The sequence below is a fragment of the Amycolatopsis sp. PS_44_ISF1 genome (assembly GCF_032335455.1).
Classification (GTDB): Bacteria; Actinomycetota; Actinomycetes; order Mycobacteriales; family Pseudonocardiaceae; genus Amycolatopsis.
The window spans coordinates 2,846,446-2,870,148 of the sequence record NZ_JANUXO010000001.1 but is presented as its reverse complement, the minus strand read 5'-3'; the positions used below and the strand labels follow the sequence as shown (position 1 = coordinate 2,870,148).

Here is a 23,703-nt window from a genome sequence, read left to right as displayed (position 1 = left end):
AGAAAAGCCGGTTAGGGGCGGGAAATCACCAGCTGACGCGCAGCTGCGAAGGCCCTCGGACGATCACGCCGTACTCCCACTTCACGCCCTCGCGGCCGTCCGCGAGCCGCAGGTCCGGGAACCGGGCGAGGACCGCCCCGAGCGCCTCCTGCAGTTCCAGCCGCGCGAGTTGCGCGCCGATGCAGTGGTGCGGTCCGTGCCCGAACGCCACGTGCGGGTTGGGGCTGCGCGTCAGGTCGATGGTGTCCGGGTCGGCGAACACCTCCGGGTCGCGGTTGGCCGCGTGCAGCGCCGGCAGCACCGGGTCGCCCGCGCGCACCACGACGTCGCCGAAGCGGATGTCCTCGGTGGCGTACCGGGCGAACATCGCCGCGGTGTTGATCGGCACGTACCGCAGCAGCTCCTCCACCGCGGTCGGCATCAGCTCCGGCTTCGCGCGCAGCAGCGCCAGCTCATTCGGGTTGGTCAGCAGCGTGAAGACGAAGCTCGGCAGGGCCGTGGAAACCGTCTCCACCCCACCGGTCAGCAGGCCGGCGCCGGCGATGGCGATCAGCTCGTTCTCGCTGAGCTTGTCCCCGGCGTCCCGGGCGTAGACGAGCGCGCCGAGCAGGTCGTCGGTCGGCTCCTCGCGGCGCTGGGCCACCAGTCCGGCCACGTAGGCGTCGAGCTGGTCACCGTAGACGTCGAGCACGTCGCCCTTCGCCGTGGCGTCGCCGACCAGGGCCTGCGTCCACTCGCTGAAGATCTTGTGGTCCTCGTTCGGCACGCCGAGCAGGTCGCAGATCACCGTGACCGGCAGCGGCCGGGCGAGCTGCTCGACCAGGTCGCCCGAATCGCCCCCGGCCACCATCTCGTCCAGCAGCCGGTCGACCAGCTCCCGCACGCCGGCCCGCATCTGCTCCAGCCGGCGCGCGGTGAACGCCTTGCCCACCAGCCGCCGCAGCCGCGAGTGGTCCGGCGGGTCCATGCCCATGATGCCGTCGCCCATCTGCTGGCGGCGCATCCGCGGCTGGTCGAGACCCTGGGCCAGCTCCCGGCTGAACCGCGCGTCGGTGGTGACCAGTTTGACGTCGGCGTAACGGGTCGCCAGCCAGGCGGGCTCGCCGAACGGCATCTGCACCCGGCTCAGCGGCTCCTCGCGCTGCAGGACGTGGTACTGCTCGGAAACGGAGATCTCGTGCATGTCGAACGGATAAGCGCGCACGGTCCGTCGGGTGCTCATCGCGCATCCCCTCCAATGGCGGTCATCGGCTGCTCCAGGAACTGGGCGTCGTAGGTGTTCTGGACGTGGGACAGCGCCGACATCAGCGTCGACGAGGTGATCTTGCCCGGGCTCCGGCGCTCCACCACGTGCCGCAGCGGCAGCGAACCGAGGTCGGACCAGCCGAGCCGGCCCTGGCTGTCGAGGTAGCTGCGGGCCTGCCCGGCGTTGTCCGGGTGCAGGCAGAAGGGGACGTCGAGCAGTCCGCGCTTGAACGCGACCACGATTGCGCGGCCGAGGTCGGCGTGGCTGTTGAGCACCGCGTCGACCAGCGCGACGGCCTCGCGGTAGACCTGGTTGTCGCTGTCCACCTCGGCCTTGGCGGTGACCGCGCGCGCGGTCGCGCCGGCGTGCTCCAGCGCCGCGACGTTCTCCGCGACGGTCGGGATCCGGTGCGCCTCCGCGACCGTCTTCACGATCAGCCGCTCCGATCCCGTGCTCACGGCCAGCTCGGCCGCCTTGGCCAGCAGGCCGCGCGCCCCGTCCGGGGTGCGCGGGAACAGGCCCATGTACGCGTAGACGACCACGTGCCAGGTGGCCCCCGGCAGCAGTTCGGCGCACAGCCGGCGCAGCGCGGACACGGCCTCCTGGTCCTGCGTCAGGTCGGTCTGCTGCGCGTAGCTGACCGAGATGCTGCGCAACCCCTTGCGGTAGAAGAACAACGCCTCCAGCACGCTGAGCGCCACCAGCTCGCTGGGCGGGCACAGCTGGCCCATCATGCAGCCGCCGAAGGTCTCCAGGTGCGGGCGCCCGGCCGGGTGCTCGGCGTCCATGAGCAGGTCGCAGCAGTGCGACCAGTTGCGCACGGCCTCGTCGAGCGGCGTGCGGCTGTAGGGCAGGCAGTAGGAGACGGGGCCGCCTTCGGTGGCGTGCAGGCCGGCGTCGATCATCGCGCGGAAGATGTCCGCGGGCCGGGCCGAGCCGTGGCGCACCTGGACCGGGAAGTCCGGGCCCTCCAGGCCCGCGAGCATGGCCCGGGTGACCTCGGCGGGGTGGTTGACGATCGGGTAGCCGTTCAGCGCGATCCCGTTGCGCAGGGCGTGCGCCACGGAATCGGTGTCGCCGACGCGGGTGTAGCTGTCGAGCGTGACCGTGCCGACCGTGGTCGCGGCCGCCGCCTTGGTCGCAGTCAGCCCGGCCCGCATCATCGCGGGGTCGGCGAAGCCGAGCCGCGGCTGCACCACGAGTTCGCCGGCCGCGTGCCGGCTCGCGACGAACTCTTCGAAGCTCATGCCGCCTCCCCGGAGGAGAACACGTCGGCGGGGCTCATGCCGCCTCCCCGGGAAAGAACACGTCGGCGGGGTTCACTTCCCCTCCACCGGCACCGGCAACTGGGCGGCAGCGCCGGGCAGGGCCGTCGCGAACTTCCGGAACGAGGCCGCCCCCTGGTGGTCGTCGAACACCGCGTCGAACCCGGCCAGCAGCAGTTGCCCGGTCTCCTCCTCGGTGAGCGGGCCGCCGACGCCGAGCTTGCCGCCGATCACCACCGGCAGTCCGCGCAGCGGCTCGAACGCCCGCAGCCGCCCGATCACCCGCAGCCCGTCCTGGTAGCCGTGGCCGTTGACGCTGCTCAGCACCAGCATCGCCGGCCGGCGGCTCAGGCACTCGGCCTCCAGCAGCTCGTCCGGCACGCAGGCACCGAGGTTGACCACGTCGAAACCGAGTTCGCCGACCAGCAGCTCCAGGTACACCAGGTTCCACGTGTGCGAGTCCGACGCCATGCTGCTCACGATCACCGTGCGCCGCTCCGGTGCGGCGACCGCGCCGCCGTAGGCCCGCATCTCCTCGCTCACGGCGAGACCTCGTAGGCCCGCTGGTAGTCCAGGCGCGACACCGAGACGACGTCCCCGCCGCGCACGACCACCTCCGTCGGGGCCGGGCGCCCGAGGAAGCTGATCAGGCTGGCGGTGACGCCGTACGCGCCGACGTTCGGCACCGTGACGACGTCGCCGGCCGCCAGCTCGGGCAGCTTGGCCGCCTTCGCCAGCGCGTCCCCGGGAGTACACAGTGGACCGACCAGGCTGCCGGTCTCGGTGCCTTCCTCCTCGATCCCGACCGCGGCGGGCAGCAGCCGGCCGAGGCCGGACAGCCCGCCGAGCGTGTTGATCCCGGCGTCCAGGATGACGAACCGCTGGCCGCGGCTGTCCTTGACGTTGACCACCCCGGCCAGCAGCGAGCCGCTGCTGCCGGACAGGTAGCGACCGGACTCGCAGGCCAGCTCCACTTCGCCGGCCCGCCACCCGGGCAGGTACAGGTCGAGCAGCACCTCCAGCCCGGCCCGCAGCTTCGGGTAGTCGGTGCGCGGGCCCGGCACGGCGTAGGGCGAGGAGAACCCGCCGCCGAGGTCCAGGAATTCCAGCGGCAGACCGGCCTCCTGGTGGAGCTGGGCGGCCGACTGGAGCACGAACTCGTATTCGCCGAGCAGGCTGTCCTCGTCCTGGGCGTTGCTCATGGTGAAGAAGTGCGCGCCGGCCACGCGGGCGCCGGCCACGGACTTGAGCGCGGGCATGAGCGAGGGCAGCGTCTCGGCGTCGATGCCGAACTGCGAGGGGCGGCCCATCATCCGGATGCCGCTGGACGCGTTGCCCTGCGTGGTGTTGACGCGCAGCAGGCAGGACGCGGTGACCCCGTGGCGCTCCGCCACGGCGCCGACGTGCCGAAGGTCCGAAAGCGACTCGACGGAGAACAGCCGGACGCCGGCGGCGATCGCCCGCGCCAGCTCCCCGTTGGTCTTCCCGGGTCCGGTGTAGAGGATTTCGTCCGGCTCGAAGCCCGCGGCCAGCGCGTTCGCCAGCTCGCCGGTGGAGCTGATCTCCGCGCGGCAGCCGCCGGAGCGCAGCTCACGCGCGATCTCGGGGTGCGGGTTGGCCTTCAGCGCGTAGTACAGCCGGAAGCCCTCGGGCAGCAGGCCGAAGAGCTGGTCGCGGGACTCGGCGACCACTTCGAGGTCGTAGACGTAGGTGGGCGTGCCGAACTCCGCGGCCAGCTCCGGGTAGTGACTCATGCCTGGGCACCTTCCACCAGCAGGGCGAGTTCCTTCGTGGCGTTCTTGCCGTGCGCCGTGAGCGGGAACTGCTCGACGACGTGGCACAGCGACGGGACCTTCTGCGGCTCCAGCCGCTGGGCCAGCTCCCGCAGGACGGTGGTCGGCGGGAGGTCGCTCTCCACGCAGATGGCGAGGTCGCGCGCGCCGCTCGGCGGGATCGCGCCGGCCGCGCGCACTCCGGGGATGTCCATCGCCGCCGCTTCGATCTCCAAAGTGGACATCCGGATGCCCTTGCGCTTGAACATGTCGTCGCGGCGGCCCTCGAAGTAGAGGTAACCGTCGGCGTCGAGCCGGCCGTAGTCGCCGGTGTGCAGCCGGAGCTCGCCGGTGGCCTCGTCGCGGCGGAACGCCCGGGCGGTCAGCTCCGGCGCGCGCCAGTAGCCGGGCATCACGTGCGGTCCGGCGGCGACGATTTCGCCGATGTCGCCGGCCGGCAGCTCGGTACCGTCGGCCGCGAGGATGTGCACGGAGGTTCCGGGCAGCGGCAGTCCCGACGCGCCGGGTCGCTCGGCGTCCTGCTCGGGCGGCATGATGGTGATCCGCTTGCACTCGGTCTGGCCGAACTGGCGGACCACCCGGGCGCCGGGGAAGGCCCGGCGCAGTTGGGCGATCGTCGCTTCGGGCAGCGCGGCACCGGTGTTGGTGAACAGGCGCACCGGCGCCGCGTCGGTCTCGCGCTCGGCCAGCGTGGCGATCATCGTGGCCAGCGAGGGGACGATGGGCACCACCGTGGCGCCGACCTCGCGCATCCGCCGCAGCAGCCGCAGGTCCGACTCGGCGTCGGCCAGCACGATCTCGCTGCGGCCGAGGGTGGCCAGCAGGACCTTGTACAGGCCGTAGTCCCAGGACATCGGGAACCGGCAGAACACCACGTCGTCGCCGCGGTAGCCGAGCACGGCCTGGATCGCGCGGGCGGCGAAGGTGACCTGCCGGTGCGGGCCGATCACGCCCTTGGGCGCGGCGGTGCTGCCGGAGGTGTAGATGAGCACGGCGACGTCGTCGGGGGCCACCTCGACCGGCTCGGCGCGCTCACCGGTGCGCAACGCCGCGTCCACCTCGTTCCACAGTGGACCGAACTCGGCCGGGGTGAGCACCAGCACCGGATCGGCGTTGGCCACCACGGAGTCGAAGTGGAACTTTTTCATCGCCGGGTTGACCGGCACGAACACCGCGCCGCGCCGGGTGGTCCCGTAGAACAGGGCGACGAGCTCGCGGTCGGTCGGCAGCTGCACGACCACGCGGTCGCCGGGCCCCACCCCGCGACGGGCCAGCACCGCCTCCACCGCCCGGCTCCACGCCGCGACTTCCGCGTAGCTCCACGCGCCGTCGCGGTCGCGCACCGCCGGGCTCCCCGCCGCGTCGGCCACCGCCGCGTCCAGCAGGGAAAACACCAGCGAACCGCCAGGAGAATCGTTCACGACTGCCACTCCCATGCACTCGACGGGCCTGACCCGCACGACCACCGGCCGGTCGCGGAGACCGTGGCCCCGACGTCGCAGAAAACTAGCCGCGGCGCCTCGGCCGGCCACACCCCTAACGGCCCCTAACCGGCCTCGCCGGTCCGGACGCGAAAAGGCCCGCCCGGCCCGGAAAACCGGGCGGAGCAGGCCCTTTCGGATTCGCTTCGGACAGTCCCGGCGGCGTCGGCTCACCCGACGGGCGCCGGGCTGAGCAGTTCGGCCGCCGTGGCCGCGAGCGCCTTGCGGTCGATCTTGCGGTTGGAGTTCAGCGGGAATTCGTCGACCGGCCGGTAGTGGCGCGGGATCACGCCCTCCGGTAGCACCTGCCGCAGCGCGCGGACCAGCTCGATCACCGGCCGCTCGCCGCCGGTGTAGAAGACGAACAGCTCGGTGCCGCCGTCGCCCGCGACGCCGAGCGCCACCGCGTCGAGCACCCCGCAGTCGCGCAACGCGTGCTCCACCTCGGTCAGCTCGATGCGCCAGCCGAGCACCTGCACCTGCGAGTCGAGCCGGCCCAGGTACGCCAGGTCCCCGCCGTCGAGGCGCCGGACCCGGTCACCGGTGCGGTAGAACCGGCGGCCGTCGCGGTCGAGGAACCGGCCGCGTTCGTCGGCCGGGTCGAGGTAGCCCGGCGTCAGCTGCGGGCCGGCGATCGCCAGCTCGCCCTCCTCGGCCTCCTCGGCGTCCCCCGGACCCAGCAGCAGGTGGTCGTGCCCGACGTGCACCGCGCCGATCGGGACCACGCCGTTCACCGCGACCCGCGGCGTCACCTCGTCGTCCCACCGGTAGCCGGCGACGGTGACGGTCAGCTCGGTCGGGCCGTACAGGTTCTCCGCGACCGCGTTCGGCGCCGCGGTCCGCCAGTCCGCCGTGTCCCGCACGGTCAGCGCCTCCCCCGCGAAGAAGCTCCACCGCAGCCCCGGCATCGCGCCCGGGGTGAGCCCGCCGGTGCGGCGGACCAGGTCGATCGCGCTCGGCGTGGAGAACCACACGCTCAGCCCGCGCTCGGCCACGAACGCCGGCAGGTTCCGGTAGGCCGCGCCCGGCAGCACCACCGCCGGCGCCCCCGCCCCCCAGGCGCAGAACAGGTCGAACATCGCGCAGTCGAAGTTCAGGTCGAAGGTCTGCGAGAACACGTCGTCCGGGGTGAAGTCGTACCGCTGGTCGAGCAGGCCGAAGTAGTGCTCGGTGGCGGCGTGGCCGATCCGGACGCCCTTGGGCCTCCCGGTGGAGCCGGAGGTGAACAGCACGTACGCGGTGTCCTCCGGCCGAACCGGCCGCGGCGCGGTCAGCGCCTGGGATTCGCGCGGGCGCAGCGCGGAGGGCTGATCCCCGCATTCGGGCGCCAGCCGGGTGACCGACGGCGGCGCCACGGCGAGGCCCCGGGCGTCCGCGACGATCGCGTCCACCCCGGCGGCCTCGACCATCTGCGCGGTGCGCGCCGCCGGGAAGTCCGGGCGCAGCGGCACCACCGTCGCGCCGGCGTACAGCCCGGCCAGGATCCCGGCGTAGGCGGTGACCCCCTTGCCCGCCAGCACCCCTACGGTGCGGGCGCCGGACCCGGCCAGCGCCCCGCCCCACAGCAGGGCCAGTTCGTGCAGCCGCTCGTAGGGCACGGCCTGGTCGCCGACGTGCACGGCCACCCCGCCGTCCGATCGTTCGAGCCCGCGCAGGAACCGCGAGTGCAGTCCGCCGGTGAAGCTGGTGTCCATCGTGTCCTCCGCGATGAATAGGGGTACGGATGCGTCGATCCGGGGCGGCGACGCGCGGTAGAGTCCAAAACCGAACCGGGCGGTCGGTTTTATGCCTGGCAGATCCGAACCTAGTCATCCGGAGCAGACATGTGGGACAGCACTTTCGACGAGACCCTTCGCACGTTCCTTCCGTTCTTGCCCGCCGAGGAGGCGCTGACCGCCGAAACCCCGCTGCGGGAGTACGGGCTCGATTCGCTCGCGACCGTGGAGCTGCTCTCCCTGCTGGAGCAGAACTACAACGTGCGCTTCACCGACGACGCCCTGAACCTGGAGACGTTCGAGAACCCCGGCCGCCTCTGGGCGACCCTGTCCGAGCTCCAGCCGGCTAGCTGACGCGGGTCGGTCCCGCGCCCCGGCGGCGCGGCTGCAGGGCCATCCGCGGGTTCACGGTGACCACCTCGAACCGGCTCGTGGTGGCGCGGACCCGGCCGAACAGCGTGTCCGGTCCCGCCACCCACAGCTTCCGCACGCCGAGCTGCTCCAAGGAGGACACGACATGCGTCCAGCGCAGGGGCTTGACGATGCTGTCCAGCAGCATCGTGCGCACCTGCTCGCCGGTGCGCACGATCGAGCCGTCCTGGTCGGCGACGATGGGCAGCAGCGGATCGTGGAATTCGAGGCCGCCCAGGACCTCGTCCTCGGCCTTGCGCCGCAGCGCCCCGAACGCGCCCGAGTGCAGCGGCGGCCGCATCGTGTACAACGACATCCCGCCCATGCTCCGGATCGCCTGCTTGAGCCAGTCGAGGTTCCGCTCGCGCAGCGAGACCATGTAGAAGTCGTGGTCGATGTAGCAGGAGATGTCGGACCACTCGCCGCGTCCCTCCAGCTCGGCCAGGGCTTCGTTGAGCTTCTCCTCCGGGGTCCGGACGAACGAGTGCGTGACCACGTCGGTGTACTCGGTGGCGAAGAACTCGTTGAGGCAGCGGGCCAGCTCCGCGGTCATCCACACCGCGTCGGGGAAGCTCAGCGAGCCGGCGTACACACTGGCCGGCTTCTCGCCGAAGCTCGGCCCGGTGCAGTAGTCGGGGCTGAGCTCGTACTCCTGCTCGGCCCAGGCGGCCAGGGCCAGGCAGGTCAGCATGAACCCGACCTGGGCGTACTCGGAGTAGTCGCCGTCGGCCTCGCGGAACCGGTCGACCAGCGGGTAGCCCAGCCGCTCGTTCGCCTCCCCGATCAGCCGGCGGGCGAACGGGTTGATCAGCAGGAACTTGCCGAAGTCGGCGAACCGGCACGGGCTCATCCCGGGGAACACGACCGCCGATCCGGCCCGGTTGGCCTCATCCATGACTGGCGACCTCTCTTTCGGCGGCCCGGCTCACGGACTCGCTGGGGTGGACGTGCTGCAGGAAGCCCAGGAGGACCTCCTGGAACCGCTCGGGCTCTTCGAGGTGCGGGACGTGGCTGGAATGCTCGAAGATCTCCCAGCGCACGTCGTGGATCCGGTCGAAGTACGGCTGGACGGTCGCCGGGGTGGCTTCGTCGTGCCGGCCGGAGATGAGCAGGGTGGGGGCCTCGATGTCGTCGAGGTACCCGATCACGGAGTAGTCCTTCAGCGTACCCGAGACGGTGAACTCGCTGGGCCCGTTCATCGTGGCGTAGACGGTGTTGTCCTCGGCCATCTCCATGAACGAGGCCAGGTAGTCGCTCGGCCACGGCACCGTCCGGCAGACGTGGCGGTCGTAGAACACCCGCATCAGGTCGAAGTACTCCGGCGCGGTGGTGGTGCCGGCCGCTTCGTGCGCCCGGAGGCGGGCGTCGACCTCGGGGGGAAGCTGCGCTCGGAGCACGTCCATCTCCTGGCGCCACAGCGGGTAGGAGGCCGGCGAGTTCGCGATCACCAGCCCGCGCAGTCCGTCCGGGCGTAAAGCGGCGTGGCGCGCGGCCACCAGCCCGCCCCAGGACTGTCCGTAAAGGACGTAGTTGTCCTCGATGCCCAGCCGGTGCAGCAGGTTGTCCAGCTCGTCGGCGAACAGCTCCGGGGTCCAGAAGTCCGCGCCCGCCTCCGGCAGGTGGGTGGAGCCGCCGCTGCCGAGCTGGTCGTAGTGCACCACCGGCCACCCGTGCCCGGCCAGCTCGCCGAGGTTGCGCAGGTAGTCGTGGGTGCTGCCGGGCCCGCCGTGCACCACGACCACGGACGGCCGCCCTCCGCTGCCGGCGCCGGGGACCCCGGTGACCCGGTACCACGTGCGGTGCTCGCCGAAGGGAACCCAGCCCTTCGCGGTGGGTGCCACGGCCATGCCCATCACCTCTTCGCCTTCCTCGCCCGGCCGCACCCCGAGTGCCGGTCGCCGGATCCGCCTTCATGTCTATCGGCCGCGGCCTCGCCCCCACCAGCCCCTAAGGGGCGGCTAAAGCGCGGCTAAGGACGATCACCTCCCTACTGCACAACGGATCCCCGGCGGAAGACCCGGCCGGCGCAACAGGGGTGCGCGACCCCTAGCCGCGGCTTCCCGGGTCGGCCGGCCCGCGCCTCGCGACTACCCTTTTCCCGTACCAGCAGTGGTTTTCCCCGCGACACCGGAGAGTGCGGCCATGCGTGTTTTGCTGATGGTCTTCCCCACGAGGACGCACGTCTACAGCATGGCGCCGGTCGGCTGGGCGCTGGCCGCGGCCGGGCACGAGGTCCGCTTCGCCGGGCAGCGCAACCCGCGCGAGGTGGAGTCGTTCGCCGAGACCGGTCTCGACGCGATGTGGTTCGGCGGCGAGCTGGACATCGCCCGGCACCGGCAGTTGCAGGTCGAGGGCGACAACGCGATGCAGGGCCGGTTCCGCATCTCCGAAAGCCGGCCCGAGTGCTACACCGAAGAGTACGTGCGCAACGTGTACGAGCACTGGGTCGAGGTGTTCCGCTGGACCACCCCGGAGCCGCTGCTCGACGAGCTGGTCCGGTTCGCCCGGCAGTGGCGGCCGGACCTGATCGTCTGGGACCCGATGATCTACGCCGCGCCGATCGTCGCGCAGGCGATCGGCGTACCGCACCTGCGGATGATGTACGCGGCGGACCAGACCGCGCGGATCGCCGCGCAGTACCGCGACCTGCGCGCGAGCCGTCCGGAGGACCCGGCGCCGGATCCGTTCGCGGAGTGGATGTCGGCGGCGGTCGGGCGGTTCGGCGCGGACTACGACCCGGCGCTGCGCCACGGCGTCAAGACGATCGACTGCCACCCGTCCTACCTGCGCTACGAAGGCGTCGACGTGGACTACGTGCCGGCCCGGTTCGTCGCGCACAACAAGCCGATGGCCATCCCGCGGTGGGTGCTGGAGCCGCCGCGGCGGCCACGCGTGCTGCTGACGCTGGGCATCTCGAACCGGCAGGTGCTCGGGGTCGAAGAGACCTCGGTGGCCGATCTGCTCAACGGTCTCGCGGACCTCGACGTCGAAGTGATCGCGACGCTCAACGCCGCGCAGCTGGCCACCGTGGCCAAGGTCCCGGACAACGTGCGCGCCGTCGACTTCGTGCCGATGAACGAGCTGCTCGCGAGCTGTTCGGCCATCGTCCACCAGGGCGGCGGCGCGACGATCGGCAACGCCGTGGTCAACGGCGTCCCGCAGCTGGTCATCCCCGGCACGACCTGGAGCGAGCGGGTTTCGGCGCTGGCGCAGGTCAAGCGCGGCAACGGGTTGCTGGTGGACCTGGAGCAGGTCACCCCCGGCTCGGTCCGCGAAGGCATCCAGCGGCTGCTGGAGGAGCCCGGCTTCCGCGAGAGCGCCCTCGAGGTCCGTGACGAGATGCTGGCCACGCCGACGCTGGACGAGCTGGTGCCGGAGTTCGAGCGGATCGCCCGATGCCGGTGACGCCGACGCCCGCACCCCGGCGGCCGCACGCCATCCGCACCATCGGCTTCCTGCTCGCGAGCCTCCCGATCCGGCTGCTGGCCTTCGTCCTGACGCTGGTGTCGGTGGTGCTCGGCATCACCACCACCATGCTGTGGGTCGGCATCCCGATCCTGATCACCGCGACCTCGGTGGTCCGCGGCTTCACCGGCCTCGAACGCCGCTGGGTGGGCACCATGCTGGGCATCGAGGTGGCCGAGCCGGTGCGGCGGCCGCACGGCCGCGGGCTGCTGCCGACCTGGCAGACCCGGCTGGTCGACCCGGTCACCTGGCGCGAGCTGGTGTTCGTGCTGGTGGCGCTGCCGCTGGGCATCGTCGAGTTCGTGGCCGGGCTCGTCTCGGTGGCGGTACCGCCGTTCGGCATCTTCGTCGCACCGCGGATCGGCGCGATGCACGGCGAGCTGACGTCCTCGATGCTCGGACCGGACCGGACGGCGCAGCTGGAGGCGCGCACGCGCCAGCTCAAGGACTCCCGGGCCCGCGGCGTCGACGCCGTGGAGGCCGAGCGCCGGCGCATCGAGCGCGATCTGCACGACGGCGCGCAGCAACGGCTGGTGGCCGTCGCGATGAGCCTGGGGCGCGCGCAGCTCAAGCTCGGTGACGACACCCAGGCGGACGTGCGGGAGCTCATCGGGGCCGCGCACCACGACGCCAAGCTCGCCGTCGCCGAGCTGCGTGACCTGGCCCGCGGCATCTACCCGCCGGTGCTGCAGGACCGCGGGCTCGACGCAGCGCTCTCCTCGCTCACCGCGCGCGTGCCGATCCCCGTGGACGTCGAGGTGACGGTGGAGCCGAGGCCGCCGGCGCCGGTCGAGACCACGACGTACTTCATCGTCAGCGAGACGCTCACCAACATCACCAAGCACGCCGGCGCCGACCGCGCGTCGGTCCGGGTCACCCGCGACGCCGACACCGTGGTCGTCGAGATCGTGGACAACGGCCACGGCGGCGCCTCGGTGCGCCCCGGCGGCGGGCTGGCCGGGCTGGCCGACCGGGCCGCCACGATCGACGGGGTGCTCACCGTGGTCAGCCCCGCGGGCGGGCCGACGGTGGTGCGCGCCGACCTGCCGGTCCGCTGGTGAAACCCCCGTCCAGCCTTCCGCCCCCCCGTCGAGGAGCCGTGAAATGCGCGTCGTGATCGCCGAAGACTCCGTCCTGTTGCGCGCGGGCGTGCAGAGCCTGCTCGCCGACGTCGGCATCGAGACCGCCGCCGCGGTCGACAACGGCGAAGACCTGCTGGTCGCCATCCGCGAGCACCACCCGGACCTGGTGATCGCCGACGTGCGCATGCCCCCGACCTTCACCGACGAGGGCCTGCGCGCGGCGTTGGCCGCCCGCCAGGAAATCCCGGGCCTGCCGGTGCTGGTGGTCTCGCAGTACGTCGAGGGCAGTTACGCGGTCGACCTGATCGCCGAGGGCACCTCGGGCGTGGGTTACCTGCTGAAGGAGCGCGTCGCCGACGTGGCCGACTTCCTGGAGGCGGTCCGGCGCGTGGCCGGCGGCGGCTCCGCGATCGACCCGGACGTGGTCGCGCAGATGCTCTCCCGCAGCCGTGATCCCCTGGACGCGCTGACCGCCCGCGAAACGGAGGTGCTCGGCCTGATGGCCCAGGGCCTGTCCAACGCGGCGATCGCCAAGTCGCTGGTGGTGACCCAGGGCGCGGTGGAGAACCACATCAGCAACATCTTCGCCAAGCTGGGCCTGGAGGCCAGCCGGGACGAGAACCGCCGGATCCGCGCGGTGCTGACCTATTTGGACAGTACGGCCGTGCAGACCTGATTCACTCGATCGATATCGTGCGGGTGTTCGATCCGGGCGGGTAGCTTGGAGGCATGCCCCCCTCCGCCGTACGAAGCCTATTTCCGACCATTGTGGACACTGTCGTTCTCCTTCTTCGGCAGCGTTTCCCTCGTTCCACCGTCAGCGATTCCCACACGCCCCCTCCCGAAAGACCGGTGGCCCGAAGAAGAAGACCGTACCCACGCCTGTCCATCCCGGCGTGGGTACGGTCGTCCTCGACTGGGCTCAGCGCACCGCCCGCCAACTCGTCGCCGACTGGAACCGGCGCGGCCGCCGTGACGCGGCCGCCGGTGCCGTCTTCTCCTCCGCCCGGCTCATCTCGACGGCCGCCCCGGCCGCCGACAGAACCGCGAACAACGCCGCCAGCTCGGCATCGTCCGGAGAGCCACGCAGTACCCGCACGTCCGGCCCTCCCGCCGCCGACGCTGCCGCTTCCAGCCCTCTCGCCCCCGGCTCTCCCGCTTTCGACATTGCCGCTTCCGGCCCGCCCGGTCCCGGCCCCATCGTCTCCGGCAGTCCCGGTTCCGGCGCTCCCGGCCCCGGCCCTCCTGCTACCGACGCTGCCGCTTCCAGCCCTCTCGCACCCGGCGTTGCCACTTCCGGCCATCCCGGTCCCGGCGGCGCTCCCGGCCCCTGCCCTCCCGCTTCCGGCCGTCCCGGTCTCGGTCCTTCCGGCCCCCGCCCTCCCGCTTCCGGCAGTCCCGGTCTCGGTCCTCCCGGCCCCCGCCCTCCCGCTTCCGGCAGTCGCGGTTCCGGCCCACCCGGTCTCGGCCCTCCCGCTTCCGGCAGTCCCGGATCCGGCGCTCCCCGCCCCCGCCCTCCCGCGCCCGGCAGTCCCGGATCCGGCCCTCTCGCTTCCGACCCACTCGCCTCCGGCGCTCTCGCTTCCGGCGCTACTGGCCCCGGCCCTCTCGCCTCCAGCAGTCCCAATTCCGGCGCTCCCGGCCCCGGCCCGCCCGCTCCCGACCCGCCCGCTTCCACCCCCCTCGCCTCCGGCGCTCCCAGCCCTTTCCTCCCCGTCCCGCCCATCAGACCGGCGGGTTCCCGTGCTTGCGCGCCGGGAGGTCGGCGTGCTTGGTCCGCAGCATGGCCAGCGAACGGATCAGCAGCGAGCGCGTCTCGGCCGGCTCGATCACGTCGTCCACGAGCCCGCGTTCGGCCGCGTAGTACGGGTGCATCAGCTCGGTCCGGTACTCCTTGATCTTGAGCCGGCGCACGGTCTCCGGATCGTCGGCGGCGGTGATTTCGCGGCGGAAGATCACGTTGGCCGCGCCCTCCGCACCCATGACCGCGATCTCGTTCGTCGGCCAGGCCAGCGAGACGTCCGTGCCGATCGAGCGCGAGTCCATCACGATGTACGCGCCGCCGTAGGCCTTCCGCAGGATGAGCTGGACCCGCGGCACGGTGGCGTTGCAGTAGGCGTAGAGCAGCTTCGCGCCGTGGCGGATGATGCCGCCGTGCTCCTGGTCCACTCCGGGCAGGAAGCCGGGCACGTCCACCAGGGTCACCAGCGGGATGTTGAACGCGTCGCAGGTCTGCACGAACCGCGCGGCCTTTTCGCTGGCCTCGATGTCGAGCACCCCGGCCAGCATCGCCGGCTGGTTCGCGACGATGCCGACCACGTGGCCGTCCAGCCGGGCCAGCGCGCAGACCACGTTGGCGGCCCAGCCGGCGTGCACCTGGAGGAACTCCCCGTCGTCCACGATCTCTTCGAGCACGCCGCACATGTCGTAGGCGCGGCTCGGATCGGTGGGTACCAGGTCGAGCAACCGGTCGGTGCGGCGGTCGGCCGGATCGCCGGCCGGCTGGTGCGGCGGGGCCTCGTTGTTGTTCGAGGGCAGCAGGGAGAGCAGGTAGCGCACGTCCTCGAGGCAGCTCCGCTCGTCGTCGTGGACGAACGCGGCCACCCCGGAGGTGCCGGCGTGCACGTCCGCGCCGCCGAGGCCGTTCTGCGTGATCTCCTCACCGGTCACCGCCTGCACCACGTCCGGGCCGGTGATGAACATCTGCGAGGTCCCGCGGACCATGAACACGAAATCGGTCAACGCCGGCGAGTACGCCGCACCGCCCGCGCAGGGCCCGAGCATCACGGAGATCTGCGGGATCACCCCGGAGCACCGGGTGTTGCGCTGGAAGATGCCGCCGTAGCCGGCGAGCGCGGTCACCCCCTCCTGGATCCGGGCGCCGGCGCCATCGTTGAGGGAGACCAGCGGGGCGCCCGCGGCCTCGGCCAGGTCCATCACCTTGTGGATCTTCTGCGCGTGGGCCTCTCCCAGCGCGCCGCCGAAAACGCGGAAGTCGTGGGCGTAGACGAACACCGTGCGGCCGTGCACGGTGCCCCAGCCGCAGACCACGCCGTCGGAGTACGGGCGGCGGTGCTCCAGCCCGAACCCGGTGGCCCGGTGCCGGCGCAGGGCCTCGATCTCGGTGAACGTGCCCGGGTCGAGCAGCAGCTCGATGCGTTCGTGAGCGGTCAGCTTGCCGCGCTCGTGCTGCCGGACGGTCGCGGCCTCGTCCGGCCCGCGCCGCGCCTCCTCCTTGATCTCGCGCAGCTCCACGAGCCGGTTGCCGAAGGCTCCCCCGACGGCCGGTGCCTCAGACATGCGCCCGCTCCTTGCCGGCCAGCCGATCCGTCAGGTACCGCAGGATCACGTCCTGGTGCCGGGTCAGGAAGAAGTGCCCTCCGGCCAGCGGCACCAGCTCGAAGTCGGCCGAGGTGTGCTCGGCCCAGGCGGCGACCTCGTCCACCGACGCCACCGGATCGTCGGTGCCGGTGAACGCCACCACCGGCGTCGCCAGTGGGGGGCCCGCGGTGGGCCGGTAGGTCTCGACCGCGCGGTAGTCGTTGCGCACCACCGGGAGGATCATCCGGACCACGTCCTCGTCGCCCAGCAGGTCCATTTCGGTCCCGCTCAGCCGGCGCAGCTCGGCGATGACCCCGTCGTCGGTGCGGGTGTGCACGCTCTCGTCACGCTGCCGGGAGGGCGCCCGCCGCCCGGAGACGAACAGTGCCTCCACCGGGTGGCCCGCCTGTTCGAGCCGCCGCGCCACCTCGTAGGCGATCATCGCGCCCATGCTGTGGCCGAACAGCGCCAGTGGCCGGTCGGTCTTGTCGTGCAGCAGCTCGGCCACCCGGTCGGCGATCGTGCCGATGCTGGTCAGGAACGGTTCGTGCCGCCGGTCCTGCCGTCCCGGGTACTGCACGGCGAGCACTTCGACCTCGGGTGCGAGCGAGCGTGAGACCGGGAAGTAGAAAGTGGCCGAGCCGCCGGCGTGCGGCAGGCACACCAGCCTCGCCGCGGACTGCGGCGCGGGATGGAACCGGCGGAACCAGTTCTCCTCGGTGTCCTCGGAAGTTCCGGCCATGTCGACCCACCGCCCGTTCGTCTACGACCGGGGCCCCCACAGCACCCGGCGCCGTCTCGACGAGCCAAGCTAACACCGGGCCACCCGGCCGAACGACCCCTAGCTCCCCCCTACCCGGGACAATCCACTATGGACGGAATCGCCCGCCGTGACCTTGCTCCGGCCGGGAGGCTCACGCCCCGGTGGACGAGCCCGGCCGGATGATCATCAATACGGTGACCAAGGCCCACACCAGGTTGAACACCCCCGTGACCATCCCCAGCCGAGCCGCCAGGCGGATGTCGACAGCGGCGGCCGCCCCACCGGAGGGCTCCGCTCCCGGCTCGGCCAACGCCGCGCGCTGGCCCGGCAGGACCAGCAGCACCAGCACGGCCGCCGCGACGGCGGTCAACCCGATGGACACCAGCACCCAGGCGTCACCGGTGACGTGCATGGTGCCCGCGACGGCGAAACCGAACACCGGTACCGCGATGCCCACCCACGCGTAAACCCGGCAGATCCGATGGAGCAGCCGTAGCGTGCCGGTGTCGCCGCGCTTGAGCGCGGCCGGGAACATGCTGGCGGCCACGGCCACGGGCCCGACGGCGAGGATCGCCGCCAGCACGTGGATCGACAGGAAGACTTCGCTCACGGACGATCACGCTAGCCCCGCCGCCGACCGGCCGGAAGCGGCCTGTTCGCCTGGTTTCGCCGGATTCTCGCCACCAGGCCGGAAAACTGTCCGTCCGATCAGGACTCGGCGGGGCCCGGCACCCGGACGGCGGAGAAGACCACCTCCCGCCGGAGCCGGAACCCGAGCGATTCGTAGAGCCGGATGGCGTTGACGTTCGACGCCGCCGTGTGCAGGAACGGCACCTCGCCCCGGGCCCGGATCCCGGCACCGACCGCGCGCACGAGCCGGGCCGCCAGCCCCCGCCCCCGGAACGCCGGGTCGGTGCAGACCGCGCTGATCTCGGTCCAGCCGGGCAGATGCATCCGCTCCCCCGCCATGGCGACGAGGGCGCCCTCGGACCGGAAGCCCAGGTAGGTGCCCAGCGAAACCGTCCGCGCCAGGAACGGCCCGGGCTGGGTCCAGGCCACGAGGTCGAGCATCTCCGGCGCGTCGGCCTCACCCAGCCGCACCGGGATGAGCCCTCCGGCCCTGAACTCTTCGGCGCCGGGTTCTCCGGTGCCGGGTTCTCCGGCCCTGAGTTCTCCGGCCCTGAGTTCTCCGGCCGTGAGTCCCCCGGCCCTGAGTCCCCCGGCGCTGGGTTGCCCGGCACTGGGTTCTCCGGCCCTGAACTCTTCGGGGCCTGGTTCTCCGGCGCTGAGTTCTCCGACGCTGAATTCTCTGGCCCTGAGTCCCCCGGCGCCGAGTCCCCCGGCACTGGCTCCCCCAGCATTGGAACCCTCGACCTCGAGCGCCTGCGTCGCCAGGCCCGAACCGTCGAGCTGGACGCCCGGGATGTCGTTCAGCCGCGTCCACCCCTCCGGCAGCGCCCCGGCCCCGCCGACGATCACCGCCGTCGCGCCGGGGCCGGCCAGGTCGGCGATGTCCCGCCAAAGGTGCTCGTCCGGGGCGTCGGGAACCCCCAGGAACGGGCTGACGTCCACGGGATACCGCAGCACCTGCCCCTTCTGTTCGGCGAAGTGCGCGTGTGGCCCCGTGAGGGCCGTCCACGCCGGGTTGTCCAGCGGTGACGAACTCATCCTGCCTGCCATTCCGTGCTCGGGATCCCGGTTCAGCATGCGTTCGCCGAGCCGCCCGCCGCCACCGGAATCCCACCTGGTGAAGCCCCGGGTGACGAGGGTCTCGGACCGCGCACGAATCGTCACGAGCGCCGCAGCGGGCCGGCCCGTTGCGGCCGTCCCGGAAGGTGGTTAGACAGGATGAGTGGAACTCGATGAGCTGACCGGTCTCCCGGACACCCGCCTGAGCGTCGCAACCGAAGCGGACGCACCGGAGCTGCTGGTGCTGCAACGCTGTTGCTGGGTGCAGGAAGCGCTGCAGAACGACACCCTGGAGATCCCCGCGCTGCACGAAAGCCTCGACGAGGTCCGCGAGTGGACGAGCTCCTGGCAGGTCTGGCTCGTGCGGCAGGGCCCCCGGCTGATCGGCGCGGTCCGCGGCCAGGTCGAGGACGGCGACTGGGAGATCGGCCGCCTGATGGTGGCTCCGGACCTCGCCGGCCGCGGGCTCGGCCGGTTCCTGCTCGGCCACGTGGAAAGCCAGGCCCCGGCGGACGTGCCCCGGTTCACCCTGTTCACCGGAGCCAAGAGCACCCGCAACATCACCATGTACGAGCGAGCGGGCTACCGCCTGACGGACCAGCCGGGAACGCCTTCGGGACACATCGAGCACGCCGTGTACCTGGTGAAAGAGCGCACCTGACCCGACCGGCCGACGCGAACGCGCGCGGGCTCAGCCGGGGTGCGGGTCCGCGAACGGCCGGCTGCGCAGTCCATCCAGGTCACCGAGCGCGCTGGTGCCAAGCGGCGCCGTCTGGCTGGCCCGCGATGGTGTCCCATCGGCCGCGCGGTCCGGCGACGGGCAGGAAACCCGCCGGTGGGATCGGACACGGCGCGGCCACTCCCCCGAGCGGCGAAAAGCCACCGCGGCCTCCCCCACCTCGCCGACCCACGCCCCGACCCACGGACCGCCAGCCGCCGTGATCCGCCGCTCCCCGAAAGGTGCGGCGAGCGAACCACCGAGCAGCCCGAACCCGACGGCGCGATCGCGCGTTCCGGAACAGCGTCGTCCGGCGGTGGCTGCCGCCGCTCGTCTCCCTACAGCTCGTCGAAGACCAGGACCGTGTGGGTCGAGAGCACGTCCGGCATCGACTGGAGGCGTTCGAAGACCAGGTCGCGCAGGCTGTCCGCGTCCCGGGTGCGGACGAACAGGATGAGGTCGTTGTCGCCGGAGACCAGGCCACCGTGCTCGATCTCGGAGATCTGCTTGAGCGCCGTCCGGACCGTGCGCCAGGAGTTCTGCGTGACCTTGAGATACACGTACGCGGAGAGCCCGTTGCCCATGCGCCGCGGGTCGGTGACAGCGGCGTACCCGGTGATCACGCCTTCGCGGTGAAGCCGCTCCACCCGTGTGTAGCAGCCCGCGCGCGAGATGTGCGCGCGTTCGGCCAGCGCGCGCATCGAAGCCCGGCCGTCGGCCTTCAGCTCGGCGATCAGCTTGAGGTCGACCTCGTCGAGTACGGCCGCCATTCGTCCACTCGCCTCGGCCATGCTCACCTCTCCCCACACCATTCATCCAGTCCACAAGATCTCAGCCGGCCATTGTTCCACACTTCGCCACGATCACTGGATACCTGATCGCCCGGGGGTGAGGATTCGCCTGAACCGTCTCATCGCCGTATCGGATCGGAGCTGCCGGTGACCACCACGGAACGGGCCGACGCCTCGCACCTGCTGCCCAGCGCCGAGCCGCTCGGGCTCATCGCCGCCGACGGCCGCCCGGTGCCCGATCCCGGGCTTCAGCTGCCGGACGGTGAAGTGCTGCTGCGGCTGTACCAGGGCATGGTCGCGGGCCGCCGCTTCGACACCCAGGCCACGGCGCTGACCAAGCAGGGCCGGCTCGCCGTCTACCCGTCCGCGCGCGGGCAGGAGGCCGCCGAGATCGGCGGGATCCTGGCGCTGCGCCCGCAGGACTGGCTGTTCCCCACCTACCGCGACTCGATGGCCGTGGTCGCCCGCGGCGTCGACCCGGTCGAGGTGCTCACGCTGCTGCGGGGCGACTGGCACTGCGGCTACGACCCCTACCGCGCGAACGTCGCGCCGCAGTGCACCCCGCTGGCCACGAACACCCTGCACGCCGTCGGCTTCGCGCACGCCGCGCGGATGAAGGGGGAGGACTCGGTGTCGCTCGTCCTGCTCGGTGACGGCGCCACCAGCGAGGGCGACACCCACGAGGCGCTGAACTTCGCGGCGGTCTGGCAGGCGCCGGTGGTCTTCCTGGTGCAGAACAACGGTTACGCCATCAGCGTCCCGCTGGCCAAGCAGACCGCCGCGCCCTCCCTGGCGCACAAGGGAATCGGCTACGGGATGCCGTCGGTGCTGGTGGACGGCAACGACGCCGCCGCCGTGCACGCCGTGGTCGAGCGGGCACTGGCCCGCGCCGCCGCGGGTGAGGGCCCGACCCTGATCGAAGCCCTCACCTACCGGGTGGAGCCGCACACCAACGCCGACGACGCTTCGCGCTACCGCGACCGCGCCGAGGTCGAGCAGTGGCTGGCCCGCGACCCGATCGCGCGGCTCGACCGGTACCTGACCGACCGCGGCCTGCTCGACGACGCGCGGCGGCAGGAAATCGATGCCCGCGCCGAAGCCGAGGCCGCCACCCTGCGCGAGCGGATGAACACCGACCCCGAGCTGGACCCGGCGGAGCTGTTTCGCCACGTCTACGCCCAGCCGACCGCCGCCCTGCGCCGGCAGGCCGCCGAGCTGACCGCCGAACTCACCCCCGGGAACCAGGCATGACCGCACTCGCCGAACCGACGTCCGCTCCGGGCACCCTGACCATGGCCGGGGCGCTGAACCGCGCGCTGGCCGACGCGCTGGCCGAAGACGGGCGGGTGCTCGTCTTCGGGGAAGACGTCGGCACGCTCGGCGGGGTCTTCCGGGTCACCGACGGGCTGGCCGCGCGCTTCGGCGAGGCCCGCGTGTTCGACACCCCGCTGGCCGAGGCCGGCATCGTCGGCACCGCCGTCGGCATGGCGATGAACGGGCTGCGCCCGGTGGTCGAGATGCAGTTCGACGCCTTCGCCTACCCCGCGTTCGAGCAGATCACCAGCCACCTCGCGAAGCTGCGCAACCGCACGCGCGGCCGGGTCGAGCTGCCCATGGTGATCCGGATCCCCTACGGCGGCGGCATCGGCGGGGTCGAGCACCACTGCGACTCCTCCGAGGTCTACTACACCCACACGGCCGGCCTGCGCGTCGTCACGCCGTCCTCGCCCGCCGACGCGTACGCGTTGCTGCGCCAGGCGATCGACAGCCCGGACCCGGTGATCTTCCTGGAGCCGAAGCGCCGGTACTGGGAGAGGGAGACCGCGCGGCTGGACCACCGCGGCTCGGACCTGGACCGTGCCGTCGTGCGCCGTCCCGGCACCGACCTCACGCTGATCTCCTACGGCGGCGCCCTGGCCACCACGCTGGAAGCCGCCGAGGCCGCGCAGGAGGAGGGTTACAGCGCCGAAGTGATCGACCTGCGCAGCCTCTCGCCGTTCGACCTCGACACCGTCGCCGCTTCCGTGCGCCGCACCGGGCGCGCGGTGGTGGTGCACGAGGCGAGCCGGTTCTGCGGTTACGGCGCGGAGGTCGCGGCCCAGCTGTCGGAGTCCTGCTTCCACTACCTGGAGGCGCCGGTGCTGCGCGTCGCGGGTTTCGACATCCCTTATCCGCCCCCGAACCTGGAGCAGCACCACCTGCCGGGGGTCGACCGGATCCTGGACGCGATCGAGCGGCTGCAGTGGGCCGACAGCGCCCCGGCGACCGGTGGGGGTGCCTGATGGCCGTGTTCAAGCTGCCGGATCTCGGTGAGGGGCTGACCGAAGCCGAGATCGTCGCGTGGCACGTGGCGGTGGGCGACACCGTGACCGTGGACCAGACGGTGGTGGAGGTCGAGACGGCCAAGGCGAGCGTCGAGGTCCCGGTGCCGTTCGCCGGGCGCGTGGCGACGCTGCACGGCACGGCGGGTGAGACCCTCGCGGTCGGCACCCCGCTGATCACCGTGGAGGAAACCGGTTTCGCCGAGCCCGGAGTCGTGACCCCGGCCCCGGCCAGCGGCAACGTGCTGATCGGCTACGGCACCGGCACCGCGCAGGCCCGGCGGGTTCGGCGTCCGCGCGGCTCGGCGCGGCCCGCGGTGTCCGCGGTGCCGGAATCCGCCCAGGACCGCATCCGCGTGGTGTCGCCGCTGGTCCGGCGGCTGGCCAGGGAGAGCGGGGTGGACCTCCGCGCGCTCACCGGTTCCGGCACCGGTGGGCTGATCAGCCGGTCCGACGTCGAACGCGCGGCCGTCACCCCGGACCCCGCCGCGAATCCCGGCCCGGCCGCCGACGAGTACCGGATCCCGTTGCGCGGCATCCGCAAGACCGTCGCCGACAAGCTCGCCCGGTCGCGGCGGGAGATCCCCGAAGCGACGGTGTGGGTCGATGTCGACGCGACCCCGCTGCTGGAGCTGCGCGCGGCGCTGAACGCCGACCCGGCCGCGCCGAAGGTCAGCCTGCTCGCCCTGTTGTCCCGCTTCGCCCTGGCCGGCCTGCGCCGTTTCCCGGAGCTGAATTCGCGGATCGAGGGGGCCGAGATCGTCGTCCCCTCGGCGGTCCGGCTGGGGTTCGCCGCGCAGACCGACCGCGGGCTGGTCGTGCCGGTGGTGCCGGACGCGCACCGGCTGAGCGTCGAGGAGCTGTCCGCGGCGCTGGCCGAGCGGACCGAGCGGGCGCGGGCGGGCACCCTGGCGCCGGCCGAGCTGACCGGCGGCACGTTCACCGTCAACAACTACGGCGTCTTCGGGGTCGACGGCTCCGCGGCCATCATCAACCACCCCGAGGTGGCGATCCTGGGCATCGGGCGGATCATCGACCGCCCGTGGATCGTCGAGGGCCAGGTGGTGGCGCGCAAGATCACCGAGCTGACGCTGGCCTTCGACCACCGGGCCTGCGACGGCGGCACGGCGGGCGGTTTCCTGCGGTTCGTGGCCGACTGCGTCGAATCACCGCTGAGCCTGCTGCGGGCCGTATGACTCACTCGACGCCGAGCATGACCTCGGTCGACTTGACCAGCGCGGTGACCGGTTTGCCGACTTCGAGCTCGAGCTCCTCGGCGGCGTCCTTGGTGATCGAGGCGGTGACGGACTGGCCGCCGTCGAGCCGCACGGTCACGACGGTCATCACCGAGCCGGGCTTGACCGCCGAGACGGTGCCGGTGAGCTGGTTGCGGGTGGAGAGGCGCATGTGGACAGTCCCGGGGTCTGGGTGGGCGAGAACGCCGCAACCGTAGGCGCTTTCCGCCCGGCGCGTCGGCCACGCGGTGCTCACGGACCGGAGGCTGCGTCGATAGTCACGCTCGTGGCACCGCACCTGCGGGACCGGTGACGGAGGCGACCGGCAGCCGCGAACGCTGTGACGTGCGCCGCCCCGGCCGGGCCCCGGGTCGGACACCACGGCAAGAAGAAGTTTCGGCTCCCAC

Annotated in this window: 22 protein-coding genes and 1 pseudogene; 8 read left to right on the top strand and 15 right to left on the bottom strand. The window is 72.2% G+C overall.

Features of this window, described 5'->3' with window-relative positions; translation table 11 throughout:
- Positions 1–25 precede the first annotated feature (25 nt).
- The 6 genes from NYF13_RS13195 to NYF13_RS13170 all read right to left on the bottom strand — a co-directional run bounded on the left by NYF13_RS13195 (position 26) and on the right by NYF13_RS13170 (position 7,479).
- Positions 26–1,222, bottom strand: coding sequence for a cytochrome P450 (locus NYF13_RS13195; protein WP_315656613.1), 1,197 nt, complete (start codon positions 1,220–1,222; stop codon positions 26–28).
- The gene (locus NYF13_RS13190) at positions 1,219–2,493 is read right to left on the bottom strand and encodes a methylaspartate mutase (RefSeq protein WP_315656612.1); all 1,275 of its coding nucleotides are present in this window, start codon (positions 2,491–2,493) and stop codon (positions 1,219–1,221) included. The genes NYF13_RS13195 and NYF13_RS13190 overlap by 4 nt, the downstream gene beginning before the upstream one ends.
- A 72-nt stretch (positions 2,494–2,565) precedes the next feature.
- Entirely contained in the window at positions 2,566–3,054 is a 489-nt protein-coding gene (locus NYF13_RS13185; protein WP_396287080.1) for a cobalamin B12-binding domain-containing protein, read from the bottom strand.
- A complete protein-coding gene (locus NYF13_RS13180; RefSeq protein WP_315656611.1) occupies positions 3,051–4,265 on the bottom strand; it encodes a type III PLP-dependent enzyme in 1,215 nt (404 codons plus the stop codon). Before NYF13_RS13180 ends, NYF13_RS13185 begins: the two co-directional genes overlap by 4 nt.
- Positions 4,262–5,725 (bottom strand): AMP-binding protein, encoded by a 1,464-nt coding sequence (locus NYF13_RS13175; RefSeq protein WP_315656609.1) that lies wholly within the window; start codon positions 5,723–5,725, stop codon positions 4,262–4,264. Before NYF13_RS13175 ends, NYF13_RS13180 begins: the two co-directional genes overlap by 4 nt.
- A gap of 230 nt (positions 5,726–5,955) precedes the next feature.
- A complete protein-coding gene (locus tag NYF13_RS13170) occupies positions 5,956–7,479 on the bottom strand; it encodes an AMP-binding protein (protein WP_315656607.1) in 1,524 nt (507 codons plus the stop codon).
- A gap of 129 nt (positions 7,480–7,608) precedes the next feature.
- Between NYF13_RS13170 and NYF13_RS13165 the strand changes: the two genes are divergently transcribed.
- Positions 7,609–7,854, top strand: a complete 246-nt coding sequence (locus tag NYF13_RS13165) for a phosphopantetheine-binding protein (RefSeq protein WP_315656606.1) — start codon at positions 7,609–7,611, stop codon at positions 7,852–7,854.
- Here the strand turns inward: NYF13_RS13165 and NYF13_RS13160 are convergent.
- Both NYF13_RS13160 and NYF13_RS13155 read right to left on the bottom strand, forming a co-directional pair.
- Entirely contained in the window at positions 7,847–8,806 is a 960-nt protein-coding gene (locus tag NYF13_RS13160) for an ACP S-malonyltransferase (RefSeq protein ID WP_315656605.1), read from the bottom strand. The genes NYF13_RS13165 and NYF13_RS13160 overlap by 8 nt on opposite strands.
- Positions 8,799–9,758, bottom strand: a complete 960-nt coding sequence (locus tag NYF13_RS13155; RefSeq protein ID WP_315656604.1) for a proline iminopeptidase-family hydrolase — start codon at positions 9,756–9,758, stop codon at positions 8,799–8,801. The genes NYF13_RS13160 and NYF13_RS13155 overlap by 8 nt, the downstream gene beginning before the upstream one ends.
- A 295-nt stretch (positions 9,759–10,053) precedes the next feature.
- Between NYF13_RS13155 and NYF13_RS13150 the strand changes: the two genes are divergently transcribed.
- From NYF13_RS13150 to NYF13_RS13140, 3 genes are read left to right on the top strand one after another with little or no spacing between them, the layout of a single operon-like run.
- Positions 10,054–11,316 carry a nucleotide disphospho-sugar-binding domain-containing protein gene (locus NYF13_RS13150; protein ID WP_315656603.1) on the top strand — a complete coding sequence of 421 codons (1,263 nt, stop codon included), beginning with the start codon at positions 10,054–10,056 and terminating at the stop codon, positions 11,314–11,316.
- A complete protein-coding gene (locus tag NYF13_RS13145) occupies positions 11,307–12,437 on the top strand; it encodes a sensor domain-containing protein (RefSeq protein WP_315656602.1) in 1,131 nt (376 codons plus the stop codon). The genes NYF13_RS13150 and NYF13_RS13145 overlap by 10 nt, the downstream gene beginning before the upstream one ends.
- Before the next feature lie 43 nt (positions 12,438–12,480).
- Positions 12,481–13,134 carry a response regulator transcription factor gene (locus NYF13_RS13140; RefSeq protein WP_315656601.1) on the top strand — a complete coding sequence of 218 codons (654 nt, stop codon included), beginning with the start codon at positions 12,481–12,483 and terminating at the stop codon, positions 13,132–13,134.
- Positions 13,135–13,380: 246 nt separating this feature from the next.
- Here the strand turns inward: NYF13_RS13140 and NYF13_RS13135 are convergent, their stop codons facing one another.
- The 5 genes and pseudogenes from NYF13_RS13135 to NYF13_RS13115 all read right to left on the bottom strand — a co-directional run.
- Positions 13,381–13,557 (bottom strand): acyl-CoA carboxylase epsilon subunit, encoded by a 177-nt coding sequence (locus NYF13_RS13135; protein ID WP_315656599.1) that lies wholly within the window; start codon positions 13,555–13,557, stop codon positions 13,381–13,383.
- A 626-nt stretch (positions 13,558–14,183) separates the two neighbouring features.
- A complete protein-coding gene (locus tag NYF13_RS13130; protein WP_315656597.1) occupies positions 14,184–15,758 on the bottom strand; it encodes an acyl-CoA carboxylase subunit beta in 1,575 nt (524 codons plus the stop codon).
- Positions 15,751–16,521 (bottom strand): alpha/beta fold hydrolase, encoded by a 771-nt coding sequence (locus NYF13_RS13125; protein WP_315656596.1) that lies wholly within the window; start codon positions 16,519–16,521, stop codon positions 15,751–15,753. Before NYF13_RS13125 ends, NYF13_RS13130 begins: the two co-directional genes overlap by 8 nt.
- Before the next feature lie 172 nt (positions 16,522–16,693).
- Positions 16,694–17,152, bottom strand: coding sequence for a DUF2269 family protein (locus NYF13_RS13120; protein ID WP_315656595.1), 459 nt, complete (start codon positions 17,150–17,152; stop codon positions 16,694–16,696).
- Between the two features lie 98 nt (positions 17,153–17,250).
- Positions 17,251–17,646: pseudogene (locus NYF13_RS13115) on the bottom strand (GNAT family N-acetyltransferase); the annotation flags it as partial.
- Positions 17,647–18,394: 748 nt separating this feature from the next.
- On the opposite strand from NYF13_RS13115, the gene NYF13_RS13110 reads away from it, so the two are divergent.
- Positions 18,395–18,892 (top strand): GNAT family N-acetyltransferase, encoded by a 498-nt coding sequence (locus tag NYF13_RS13110; protein ID WP_315656594.1) that lies wholly within the window; start codon positions 18,395–18,397, stop codon positions 18,890–18,892.
- Positions 18,893–19,287: 395 nt separating this feature from the next.
- Here NYF13_RS13110 and NYF13_RS13105 read toward each other — a convergent pair whose 3' ends face one another.
- On the bottom strand, positions 19,288–19,740 hold the full coding sequence (locus NYF13_RS13105) for an Lrp/AsnC family transcriptional regulator (protein ID WP_315656593.1): 453 nt from the start codon (positions 19,738–19,740) through the stop codon (positions 19,288–19,290).
- 147 nt (positions 19,741–19,887) lie between these two features.
- Between NYF13_RS13105 and pdhA the strand changes: the two genes are divergently transcribed.
- From pdhA to NYF13_RS13090, 3 genes are read left to right on the top strand one after another with little or no spacing between them, the layout of a single operon-like run.
- Complete coding sequence (pdhA, locus tag NYF13_RS13100; RefSeq protein ID WP_315656592.1) at positions 19,888–20,991, top strand: pyruvate dehydrogenase (acetyl-transferring) E1 component subunit alpha; 1,104 nt, start codon at positions 19,888–19,890, stop codon at positions 20,989–20,991.
- Positions 20,988–22,022 (top strand): alpha-ketoacid dehydrogenase subunit beta, encoded by a 1,035-nt coding sequence (locus NYF13_RS13095; protein ID WP_315656591.1) that lies wholly within the window; start codon positions 20,988–20,990, stop codon positions 22,020–22,022. The genes pdhA and NYF13_RS13095 overlap by 4 nt, the downstream gene beginning before the upstream one ends.
- Positions 22,022–23,257, top strand: a complete 1,236-nt coding sequence (locus NYF13_RS13090) for a dihydrolipoamide acetyltransferase family protein (RefSeq protein ID WP_315656590.1) — start codon at positions 22,022–22,024, stop codon at positions 23,255–23,257. Before NYF13_RS13095 ends, NYF13_RS13090 begins: the two co-directional genes overlap by 1 nt.
- A 1-nt stretch (position 23,258) precedes the next feature.
- On the opposite strand, the gene NYF13_RS13085 is transcribed toward NYF13_RS13090, so the two are convergent.
- The gene (locus NYF13_RS13085) at positions 23,259–23,468 is read right to left on the bottom strand and encodes a TOBE domain-containing protein (protein ID WP_315656589.1); all 210 of its coding nucleotides are present in this window, start codon (positions 23,466–23,468) and stop codon (positions 23,259–23,261) included.
- Positions 23,469–23,703: the final 235 nt, after the last annotated feature.

Excerpts from the sequence above, each read along its gene's own strand:
- NYF13_RS13180 (WP_315656611.1), bottom strand. The coding sequence starts at position 4,265 with ATGAGTCACTACCCGGAGCTGGCCGCGGAGTTCGGCACGCCCACCTAC.
- NYF13_RS13095 (WP_315656591.1), top strand. The coding sequence starts at position 20,988 with ATGACCGCACTCGCCGAACCGACGTCCGCTCCGGGCACCCTGACCATG.
- NYF13_RS13125 (WP_315656596.1), bottom strand. The coding sequence starts at position 16,521 with ATGGCCGGAACTTCCGAGGACACCGAGGAGAACTGGTTCCGCCGGTTC.
- NYF13_RS13155 (WP_315656604.1), bottom strand. The coding sequence starts at position 9,758 with ATGGCCGTGGCACCCACCGCGAAGGGCTGGGTTCCCTTCGGCGAGCAC.
- NYF13_RS13105 (WP_315656593.1), bottom strand. The coding sequence starts at position 19,740 with ATGGCCGAGGCGAGTGGACGAATGGCGGCCGTACTCGACGAGGTCGAC.
- NYF13_RS13085 (WP_315656589.1), bottom strand. The coding sequence starts at position 23,468 with ATGCGCCTCTCCACCCGCAACCAGCTCACCGGCACCGTCTCGGCGGTC.
- NYF13_RS13130 (WP_315656597.1), bottom strand. The coding sequence starts at position 15,758 with ATGTCTGAGGCACCGGCCGTCGGGGGAGCCTTCGGCAACCGGCTCGTG.
- NYF13_RS13190 (WP_315656612.1), bottom strand. The coding sequence starts at position 2,493 with ATGAGCTTCGAAGAGTTCGTCGCGAGCCGGCACGCGGCCGGCGAACTC.
- NYF13_RS13165 (WP_315656606.1), top strand. The coding sequence starts at position 7,609 with ATGTGGGACAGCACTTTCGACGAGACCCTTCGCACGTTCCTTCCGTTC.
- NYF13_RS13195 (WP_315656613.1), bottom strand. The coding sequence starts at position 1,222 with ATGAGCACCCGACGGACCGTGCGCGCTTATCCGTTCGACATGCACGAG.
- NYF13_RS13150 (WP_315656603.1), top strand. The coding sequence starts at position 10,054 with ATGCGTGTTTTGCTGATGGTCTTCCCCACGAGGACGCACGTCTACAGC.
- NYF13_RS13170 (WP_315656607.1), bottom strand. The coding sequence starts at position 7,479 with ATGGACACCAGCTTCACCGGCGGACTGCACTCGCGGTTCCTGCGCGGG.
- NYF13_RS13145 (WP_315656602.1), top strand. The coding sequence starts at position 11,307 with ATGCCGGTGACGCCGACGCCCGCACCCCGGCGGCCGCACGCCATCCGC.
- NYF13_RS13160 (WP_315656605.1), bottom strand. The coding sequence starts at position 8,806 with ATGGATGAGGCCAACCGGGCCGGATCGGCGGTCGTGTTCCCCGGGATG.
- NYF13_RS13090 (WP_315656590.1), top strand. The coding sequence starts at position 22,022 with ATGGCCGTGTTCAAGCTGCCGGATCTCGGTGAGGGGCTGACCGAAGCC.
- NYF13_RS13140 (WP_315656601.1), top strand. The coding sequence starts at position 12,481 with ATGCGCGTCGTGATCGCCGAAGACTCCGTCCTGTTGCGCGCGGGCGTG.